The sequence below is a fragment of the Actinomycetota bacterium genome, from assembly GCA_005774595.1.
Lineage (GTDB): Bacteria > Actinomycetota > Coriobacteriia > Anaerosomatales > D1FN1-002 > D1FN1-002.
The window spans coordinates 1-9,425 of record VAUM01000049.1 but is presented as its reverse complement, the minus strand read 5'-3'; the positions used below and the strand labels follow the sequence as shown (position 1 = coordinate 9,425).

Genomic DNA, 9,425 nt, shown 5'->3' with positions numbered 1-9,425 from the left:
GTGTCGACCTCGCCGGCGAGGTCGACACGCTGCGCGAGCGCGTCGAGCTGCTCGGTGCGCGCGCCGGTGACCTCTCGCCGCTCGGCATGCTCGAGCGGGGCTACGCCGCGTGCTTCGGGCCTGACGGCGGCGTGCTCCGCGACGCGGAGCGCGTCTCGGCCGGGGACGGCGTCGTGGTCAGGCTGGCTCGCGGCTCTATAGACTGTGACGTGACCGGGACCCACGGGGAGGGCTAGATGGACGAGAACGGACCCGCCGCACCGGACGAGATGGCGTTCGGTGAGGCCCTTGCGGAACTCGAGTCGATCGTCGGCGCGCTGGAGCGCGGCGACCTCGACCTGGAGCGCAGCATGGAGCGCTACGAGCGCGGCGTCGCCTTGCTCAAGGCGCTGCAGGCCAAGCTCGCGGATGCCGAGCAGCGCGTGACGGTGCTGGTCGGCGAGCTGGAGGGCGAAGAGAAGGATGCCGCTTCCGGCTGACGACGCCGACCGGGACATCCTGGTCGACCCCGCCGCGACGTCCCATCGGGCGCGTCGCGTCATGGTAGCGGGCGGCCTGCTCATCGCGTTCATGGCGGTCGCGACCTTCGTGTACGGCCAGTGGCGCGCCGAGGCCGGCCTTCACGAGCAGCTTCTCCTGCAGGCCCGCGCGTTCACCAGGGAGATCGTCGCCACCCGGCAGTACGTCGCCCGCCACGGTGGCGTGTACGTGCCGGAGACCCAGGAGACGACGCTCAACCCGTACCTGAAGGGCATCTTGGGCCTGCGCACGCGCATCCGCGATGAGAGCGGGACCGTCTACGTGCTCCAGAACCCGTCGCTCGTGGTGCGCGAGATCAACTCGGAGTTCTCGGCCATGCCGGGGACCCGTGCACGCTTCCACATGGCCAGCGACCGGCCGCTGAACCCCTACAACCGCGCCGACGCCTTCGAGACGGAGGCGCTGGCGGCGTTCGCGGCCGGCGCGTCCGAGCACGAGCGGCTGTTCCGCGACGCGGAGCGGTCCCAATACCGCTACGTGATGCCGCTCGAGGTCGCGCCGGACTGCGTGCGGTGCCACGCGCGGCAGGGCTGGGTACCCGGCGAGATCGCCGGCGGCATCAGCGTCGCGATCGACGCCCGCGAGGTCGACCGCGCCATCCGTGACGGGCGCGCGTACACGGCCGCCGCTCTCGCGGGCTCGCTCGGCACGCTCCTGCTCGTTCTCTACCTCCTGCTCACGAACCTGCTCGGCAGCCTGCTGGCGGCGGAGACGCGGCTTCGGCAGATGGCGACGACCGATCCGCTCACCGGCCTCGCCAACCGCCGGGCGGCGATGCAGCGTCTCGCCGGCGAGGTCGAGCGCGCCCAGCGCGCGGACGCGGGACTCGGCGTGCTGATGCTGGACCTCGACCGCTTCAAGCGCATCAACGACACGGCCGGGCACGCTGTCGGGGACGCGGTGCTCGCGGCTGCCGCCGAGGGCATGGCCTCGGAGGCGCGCGGCTACGATACGGTCGCGCGGATCGGCGGCGAGGAGTTCCTCGTCATCCTGCCCGGTGCGTCCGAGGCCGAGGCCATGTCGGCCGCGGAACGCATCAGGGACGCGGTGGTCCGCAGGACCGGCGCGGTCGCCGGGGTCGAGTCCCCCGTGACGGCGAGCGCCGGCGTCGCCGCACGGCTTCAGGGCGAGCACGAGTCCGCCGGCGACCTGCTCAGAAGGGCCGACCGGGCACTCTACCGCGCCAAGGACGCCGGGCGCGACCGCTCCGAGCGCGGCTGACGCAAGCGGCGCGGCGCGAGAGCGGGTTTGCGCCGCCGCGCGGCGACTCGTAGTATCCCGAGGGGGCGCGCTGGTGCCCGCGGTCGAGGGAAGGGGCGAGGAGCCTTGGAAGGCTGCATCTTCTGCATGATCGGGACCGGGGAACTCGCCTGCAACAAGGTGTACGAAGACGGCGCCGTCATCGCGTTCAACGACATCGCTCCGCAGGCTCCCGTGCACGTCCTGATCGTCCCGAAGCAGCACTACCGCGATCTCGGCGACAACGTGCCCGGCGACGTCATCGCCAGACTGTTCTCCCTGATCCCCGAGGTCGCACGCCTCAAGGGCGTGGACATGACCGGCTACCGGGCCATCGTCAACAACGGCCTCGACGCGAAACAGACCGTCCAGCACCTCCACGTCCACGTCCTCGGCGGTCAGGCGATGTCGCACGGCATGGTCTCCTTCGGCGATGACGCCATCTAGCCGCGTCGCGGTGGTCACCGACAGCACGTCCGACATCCCGCCGGACGTCGCGTCGGAGCGTGGCGTCACGGTGGTCCCGCTCGCGGTCCAGGTCGGCGACCGCACCTACCGCGACGGCGACCTGACCCAGGAGGAGTTCTTCGCGCTCATGGCCTCCTCGCCGAAGCTCCCGACCACGTCCCAGCCGTCCGTCGGTGAGATGGTCGAGGCGTACGGCTCCGCGCTCGAGGCCGCCGACGAAGTCGTGGCGCTGCACATCTCGTCGAAGCTGTCCGGGACGTTCAGCGTCGCGGAGACGGCGGCCCGCGAGTTCGGGGGGCGCGTGCACGTGTTCGACTCGCTGAACCTGTCGTGGGGGCTCGCGTTCCAGGTCCTCGAGGCCGCCGCCGCGGCGGCGGCGGGCGCATCGGTCGACCGCGTGCTCGCGGCCGCCGCTTCGGCGCGCGACCGCGTGGGATTGATCGTCGGGCTCGACTCGCTCGACAACCTCGCCAAGGGCGGGCGCATCGGCGCTGTCGGCAAGTTCCTCGGGTCCCTGCTGGACTTGAAGGTCGTCTTCACCGTCGTCGATGGCGCGTTCAAGCCGCTCAAGCGGGTCCGGGGCGGCGCCGCGGCGCTCGATGCGACGCTCGCGTGGGTCGCCGAGCAGATGGGGGACCGGCGCGACGCGGCGTTCGCGGTCCTGCACGCGATGTCGGAGCCCCGCGCCCGGGACCTCGCCGCCAAGCTCGGCGACGCGTACCGGGCAAGCGAGCTGTTCGTGCTGCCGGTCGGCAGCGTGATCTCGACGCACACCGGCACCGGCTGGGGGATCGCGCTCCTGCCCGCCGAGTGACGCGGCTTCGGGCCGCAAGACGGCGGAAGGCCCCGGCCTTCGGGCCAGGGCCTTCCTAATCCTTCCCTACGTACCCCTGAGCACTGGGCGGTGAAAACCGGTGCAGCGTGGCCTCGGATGCTGCACCTCTCGCGGCGATGCCGGTCGCCTGCGAGCCGCCGCCTTCGTCGCCCCGGATCCCCCGGGTGGCGACTGTTAGGGAAGGGAAAGCTGTCAACGCAGGGAGCGTAGTGCCTTGGGGACGCGATTGCAACAGGAGTTACATTCTTTCCGTCGGGCGGTGCGGGGGGAGCGGTGAGCGGCGGTCGCGCCGTCCCCCGAGCGCGGGACGCCGCCCGCCGGGCCGCGGCACGCCTGCCCCGGGCGGCGGCGGGTACAATGTCGCCCACGACCCGGTTACGAACGCCGGGTCGTGTCGCCCGCTCTTGCTGTGCGAGGGGGTCCGGCGCTCCTGGGCGCGCCGGAGCATCGACATGCCGGAACCGGATCGAGAAGGAGTGATAGCCCGTGAGCGAGGAGAGCAAGGCCATCGAGTCCCTGCAGGCCGCAGGCGAGGTCTTCCAGGTGCCCGAGTGGGTCACCGAGCGGGCCTGGATCAAGTCGATGGACGACTACCAGGCCATGTACGACCGTTCGGTCGAGGATCCCGAGGGCTTCTGGGCCGAGATGGCCGAGGAGCACCTCTACTGGCACAAGAAGTGGGACACCGTCCTCGAGTACGAGTTCGACACGCCGCGCGTCGCGTGGTTCAAGGGCGGCAAGACCAACGTCTCGTACAACTGCCTCGACCGGCACCTCACGAGCTGGCGACGCAACAAGGCCGCCATCATCTGGGAGTCGGACGAGGGCGACACGAAGGTCTACACCTACCAGTCCCTGTACTACCAGGTCTGCCGCTTCGCGAACGTGCTCAAGAAGCACGGCGTCAGCAAGGGCGACCGTGTCGCCATCTACATGCCGATGATTCCCGAGCTCGCGATCGCGATGCTCGCGTGCGCGCGCATCGGCGCGATCCACTCGGTCGTGTTCGGCGGCTTCTCGGCCAGCTCACTGCGGGACCGCATCCAGGACAGCACCTGCAAGGCGCTCGTCACCGCCGACGAGGGCATCCGCGGCGGTCGCCCGGTCGCGCTCAAGGCGATGGCGGACGAGGCCCTACTCGAGTGCCCGAGCGTCGAGAAGGTCTTCGTCGTCGACCGCGCCGGTGCGAACGTGCCGATGGAGGACGGGCGTGACCTGTGGTGGCACGAGGAGATGACCGCCTCCGACGTCGGCCAGCACTGCGACATCGAGTGGATGGACGCCGAGGACCCGCTGTTCATCCTCTACACCTCCGGCTCCACCGGCAAGCCGAAGGGCGTGCTCCACACGACCGGCGGCTACAACCTCTACACGATGATCACCTTCAAGTACGTCTTCGACTACCACGACGAGGACGTCTTCTTCTGCACCGCCGACATCGGCTGGGTCACCGGGCACAGCTACATCGTCTACGGCCCGCTGTCGAACGGCGCCACCTCGCTCATGTTCGAAGGCATCCCGACGTACCCGGACGCCGGACGCTTCTGGGCCATCGTCGACAAGTACGGCGTGAACCAGTTCTACACGGCGCCGACGGCCATCCGTGCACTCATGAAGGCCGGCGAGGAGATCCCCGCCAAGTACGACCTGTCCTCGCTGCGCGTGCTCGGCACGGTCGGCGAGCCGATCAATCCCGAGGCGTGGATGTGGTACTACCGCAACATCGGCCGGGAGCGTGTGCCGATCGTGGACACGTACTGGCAGACCGAGACCGGTGGCTTCCTCATCACCAACTTCGCGGGCTTCACGCCCATGAAGCCGGGCTCGGCGACCAAGCCGTTCTTCGGCGTCCAGCCCATCGTGATGAACGAGGACAAGACCGAGACGCCGGACAACTCGGGCGGGCGCCTGTGCATCAAGTTCCCGTGGCCGGGCATGCTCCGCGGCACGTGGGGCGACCCGGAGAACGCCCGCGTCAAGGAGGTCTACTTCACCGCTTTCCCCGGCATGTACTTCACCGGCGACGGCTGCCGCAAGGACCTGGACGGCTACTACTGGCTCATGGGCCGCGTCGACGACGTCATCAACGTCTCCGGCCACCGGATGGGCACCGCCGAGGTCGAGTCGGCGCTCGTCAGTCATGCCGCCGTCGCTGAGGCCGCGGTCGTCGGCTTCCCGCACGAGATCAAGGGCGAGGGCATCTACGCCTACGTCATCCTCAAGGCGGGGCAGGAGGCGAGCGACGACCTGAAGAAGATGCTGGTCGGGCACGTCCGCCAGGAGATCGGCCCGATCGCGGCACCGGACCACGTGCACATCGTCCCGGACCTGCCGAAGACCCGCTCTGGCAAGATCATGCGCCGGATCCTGCGCAAGGTCGCCGCGGGCGATCGCGACCTCTAGGGCATGGGCGACATCACGACGCTGGCCGACCCCTCGGTGGTCAAGACGATCATCGACACGGCGCCTCCGGCCGACAAGCTGTAGCGCTTCCCGCGGGCTCACGTCCCGCGCACGCGGAAGTCGGCCCCGGTCGCGCGCATTCGCGAGGCCGGGGCCGCTTCATGCCCTGGGTGCGCTTCGTGTAGAATCCACACTCGTTCGTCTTCCCCCGCCGATCGTTCGAGAGGAACCGTCCCCGCATGCCGTTCAACGACACCTTCCTGCGCGCGTGCCGCCTCCAGCCGACCGACTACACGCCGGTCTGGATGATGCGTCAGGCCGGTCGCTACATGTCCGAGTACCGCGCGGTCCGCGAGAAGCACGGCTTCCTCGAGATGTGCCGCACGCCCGAGCTCGCCGTCGAGGTCACGATGCAGCCGGTCGACCTGGTCGGCGTGGACGCGGCGATCCTGTTCTCGGACATCCTGGTGGTGTTCGACGGCATGGGCCTCGAGCTCGAGTTCGCGAAGGGCGAGGGCCCGGTCATCCACAACCCGGTCCGCAGCGTCGCGGACGTCGAGAGGCTCACCGTCTCGGACCCGATCGAGCACACCGGCTACGTGATGGACGCGATCCGCATCCTCCGCCGCGAACTCGCGGACAAGGTGCCGCTCATCGGCTTCGCGGGCGCGCCGTTCACGCTGGCGTCGTACGCGATCGAGGGCCAGGGCACGCGCGACTATGAGAAGTGCAAGGCGCTCATGTGGAGTGAGCCGGCCGCGTGGGACCTGCTCATGAACAGGTTCGCCGATACGGTCATCGCCTACCTGTGCGCCCAGATCGATGCCGGCGCGCAGGTCGTCCAGATGTTCGACAGCTGGGTCGGCTACGTCGCGCCGCGCGACTACGAGCGCTTCGTGCTCCCGCACAGCGCCCGCGTGCTGGCCGAGGTCAAGGCACACGGCGAGCGCGCGGTCGACGGCGGCGTGCCGGTCATCCACTTCGCGAACGGCGCCACCTCGATGATCGAGCTCGTGCAGAAGGCGGGCGGCGACATCGTCGGCGTCGACTGGCGACTCTCGATGGCCGAGGCGGTGCGCCGCATCGACCCGCGCTTCGGCATCCAGGGCAACATCGACCCGGTCGCGCTGTTCGCTCCCGACGACGAGATCGAGCGGCAGGTCGTCGAGATCCTCGAGGCTGTCGGGACGCGCCCTGGCCACGTGTTCAACCTCGGCCACGGCATCCACAAGACCAGCGACCCGGACAAGGCGCGCACGCTCATCAGACTGGTGCACGAGCACTCGCGCCGCATCCGCGCCGGAGCGTAGGCCGCGATGGGATCGACGGGTGTGCTCCTGACCGCGTTCGGCGGCCCCGATTCGATCGAGGCCTGCGGTCCGTTCATGCGCAACCTCACGGGCCGCGAGCCGTCGCCCGAGATGCTCGAGCGGGTGCGCAACCGCTACCTCGCCATCGGCGGCGCGTCGCCGTTGCCCGAGATCGCCAGGAACATCGCGGATGCGCTCTCCGAGCGGTTCGATGGCGAGGTGCCCGTCGTGGTGGGCATGCGGTACTGGCACCCGTACATCGCCGACGCGATGAGCGCGCTCAAGGAGGCCGGCGTCACACGCGTGGTCGCGGTGTCGCTGTCGCCGTTCGAGTCCCGGGTGTCGTCGGGCGCGTACCGCGAAGCCGTCGAGGAGGCGGCCGCGGCGCTCGGCGGGCTCGAGGTGATCGAGACCGGCCCGCTCGGCGAGACGGACACGTTCGCCGACGTCCTGGCCGCCGCCTGCCGCGACGCGATGAAGGAGCTCGCACAGGCCGGCTGCACGCGTCCTCTGGTGCTGTTCTCCGCGCACAGCCTCCCCGTTGCCGAGCTGGTAGAAGACGATCCGTACGTCGCGGGCCTCTATCGCGCGGTCGAGGAGATCGCCGCAGGGCTCGGGATGGGCTCGCCCGGTGTCGTCGACCTCGGCGGGATCACGTTGACCGGCTCGGAGGACGGCCCGGTGACGTGGGTTTTCGCCTACCAGTCGAAGGGCAACCGTCCGGGTGAGTGGTTGGGACCGCTCGTCGAGGACGTCGCCGCGGCAGCGGCTGAGGCCGGCTTCGATGGGATCGCGTCGTGCCCGGTCGGCTTCCTGACGGACCACATGGAGACGAAGTACGACCTGGATGTCGAGCTCGCCGACGCGGTCCTGCTCTCGGGCATGGAGTTCTTCCGGGCGGACGTCCCGAACGACAGCCTGGAGATGGTCTCGGCGATCGCTGACTGCGTGCGCCCGTACCTGTGATACCCGCGGCCGGCTGCCGGGCCGGCCGTCGAGAGCTGAGGAGTGATCGGATGAGGCACGTCGTCGTCATCGGAGGGGGCGCCGCGGGCCTCGGCGCCGCGTACAAGGTCACGCGCGCCGCTGCGGAGGGGCACGAGGTCAAGGTGACCGTGGTCGAGAAGGACCCGCGCCTCGGCGGCAAGATCCTGACCGAGCAGGTCGACGGGTTCACCGTCGACGGCGGCCCCGACTGCTTCATCACCGAGAAGCCCGGCGTGCACCGCATCGCCAAGCTGCTCGGCATCTTCGACGACGAGCTGCCGACCGACGACTCACGCAAGAAGACCTGGATCCTCTCGCGCGGGCGCCTCTACGAGATGCCCGACGGCATCATGATGTTCGCGCCCACCAAGTTCGTGCCGTTCGCGACGACCGGCCTGTTCTCGTGGCCGGGCAAGTTCCGCATGGGCATGGACCTGTTCATCCCTCGGAAGGAGCGCTGGGCCGAGGGCGAGACGGCCGCGCAGCATGACGAGACGCTCGAGAGCTTCATCGTGCGCCGCATGGGCCGCGAGTGCCTCGACCGGTTGGCCGAGCCACTCGTCGGCGGCGTGCACGCATCGGATCCTGCGGTGATGTCACTCGCGTCGACGTTCCCGCGCCTGCTCGAGATGGAGCAGAGGTTCGGCAGCTGCATCGGCGGCTTCGTGGACGCGCGCAAGAAGGTCGCGGCGATGAAGAAGAAGTACCCGCCGCAGCCGGGCGCCAAGCCGCGCACCTTCTTCACCTCGTTCGTCGGCGGCATGCAGCGGCTCACCGACTCCATGGCCGACGCGGTCGGGCGCGAGAACATCCGCACCGGCGCCGCTGTCGAGTCGGTGGAGCGCGACGGGAGCGGCTGGAAGGTCCGGCTCGGCGACGGCGACGTGATCGACGCCGACGCCGTCATCGTGGCCACGGAGGGCTGGGCCGCCGAGAAGCTGCTCGCGCCTGTCGACCCCGAGATCGGCGAGGCGCTCGGCGGCATCTCGCACTCGTCGTCGGCGACCGTCTCGATGGCGTTCGATACCGATGACCTCGGCTTCTCGCTCGACGCCTTCGGCGTGCTGTGCCCGCAGGCCGAGAAGCGCCGCCTGATGGCGGTGACCTACTCGTCGACCAAGTGGCCGGGACGTGCGCCCGCGGGTCGTACGCTGATGCGCGGCTTCGTCGGCGGCCCGGGCAACCAGGCCATCATGGAGAACTCGGACGAGACGCTCGTCGAGATCGTGCACAAGGAGATGTCCGACATCCTCGGGATGAAGGTCGACCCGGCGTGGTCGCGCGTCTACCGCTGGAACCTCGGCATGCCGCAGTACACGCTCGGGCACCTGGACCGGGTCGCCGTCATCGACCTGCGCTGCGCGGAGACGCCGGGCCTTGCGGTCGCCGGCGGGTCGTACACCGGCGTCGGGATCCCGAACTGCATCGAGAGCGGTGAGCGCGCCGTGACCAAGGTGCTCGGCGAGTTCGGCATCGACCTGGCCGAGGACCACGTCGAGGAGAAGCGGATCTACTAGCCGGCAGGCTACGCGGGTCCGTCCGGGCCGGTCGCGGCGCGCAGCTCGTCGAGCAATGCGGCGTGCAGCGCCGGATTCGCCGCGAGGATGCCCTGCTCGGTGGCGGCCCACGGCTCGCCGTGCAGG

The 9,425-nt window shown here is 69.9% G+C and carries 9 protein-coding genes; all 9 read left to right on the top strand.

The window, feature by feature from the left end:
- The coding region (locus FDZ70_03375) for an exodeoxyribonuclease VII large subunit (GenBank protein TLM78920.1) at positions 1-236 on the top strand (236 nt) is incomplete at its 5' end.
- On the top strand, positions 237-479 hold the full coding sequence (xseB, locus tag FDZ70_03370) for an exodeoxyribonuclease VII small subunit (protein ID TLM78919.1): 243 nt from the start codon (positions 237-239) through the stop codon (positions 477-479).
- Positions 463-1,761: a diguanylate cyclase gene (locus FDZ70_03365; GenBank protein TLM78918.1), complete on the top strand. Its 1,299-nt coding sequence runs from the start codon at positions 463-465 to the stop codon at positions 1,759-1,761. The genes xseB and FDZ70_03365 overlap by 17 nt, the downstream gene beginning before the upstream one ends.
- Positions 1,762-1,866: 105 nt before the next feature.
- Positions 1,867-2,226, top strand: coding sequence for a histidine triad nucleotide-binding protein (locus FDZ70_03360; protein TLM78917.1), 360 nt, complete (start codon positions 1,867-1,869; stop codon positions 2,224-2,226).
- A complete protein-coding gene (locus FDZ70_03355) occupies positions 2,213-3,061 on the top strand; it encodes a DegV family protein (protein TLM78916.1) in 849 nt (282 codons plus the stop codon). Before FDZ70_03360 ends, FDZ70_03355 begins: the two co-directional genes overlap by 14 nt.
- A gap of 507 nt (positions 3,062-3,568) precedes the next feature.
- On the top strand, positions 3,569-5,485 hold the full coding sequence (gene acs, locus FDZ70_03350) for an acetate--CoA ligase (GenBank protein ID TLM78915.1): 1,917 nt from the start codon (positions 3,569-3,571) through the stop codon (positions 5,483-5,485).
- 239 nt (positions 5,486-5,724) lie between these two features.
- Positions 5,725-6,795 carry a uroporphyrinogen decarboxylase gene (gene hemE, locus FDZ70_03345; GenBank protein ID TLM78914.1) on the top strand — a complete coding sequence of 357 codons (1,071 nt, stop codon included), beginning with the start codon at positions 5,725-5,727 and terminating at the stop codon, positions 6,793-6,795.
- 6 nt (positions 6,796-6,801) lie between these two features.
- Positions 6,802-7,761, top strand: a complete 960-nt coding sequence (gene hemH / locus FDZ70_03340) for a ferrochelatase (protein ID TLM78913.1) — start codon at positions 6,802-6,804, stop codon at positions 7,759-7,761.
- Between the two features lie 50 nt (positions 7,762-7,811).
- A complete protein-coding gene (hemG, locus tag FDZ70_03335; GenBank protein ID TLM78912.1) occupies positions 7,812-9,299 on the top strand; it encodes a protoporphyrinogen oxidase in 1,488 nt (495 codons plus the stop codon).
- Positions 9,300-9,425 lie beyond the last annotated feature (126 nt).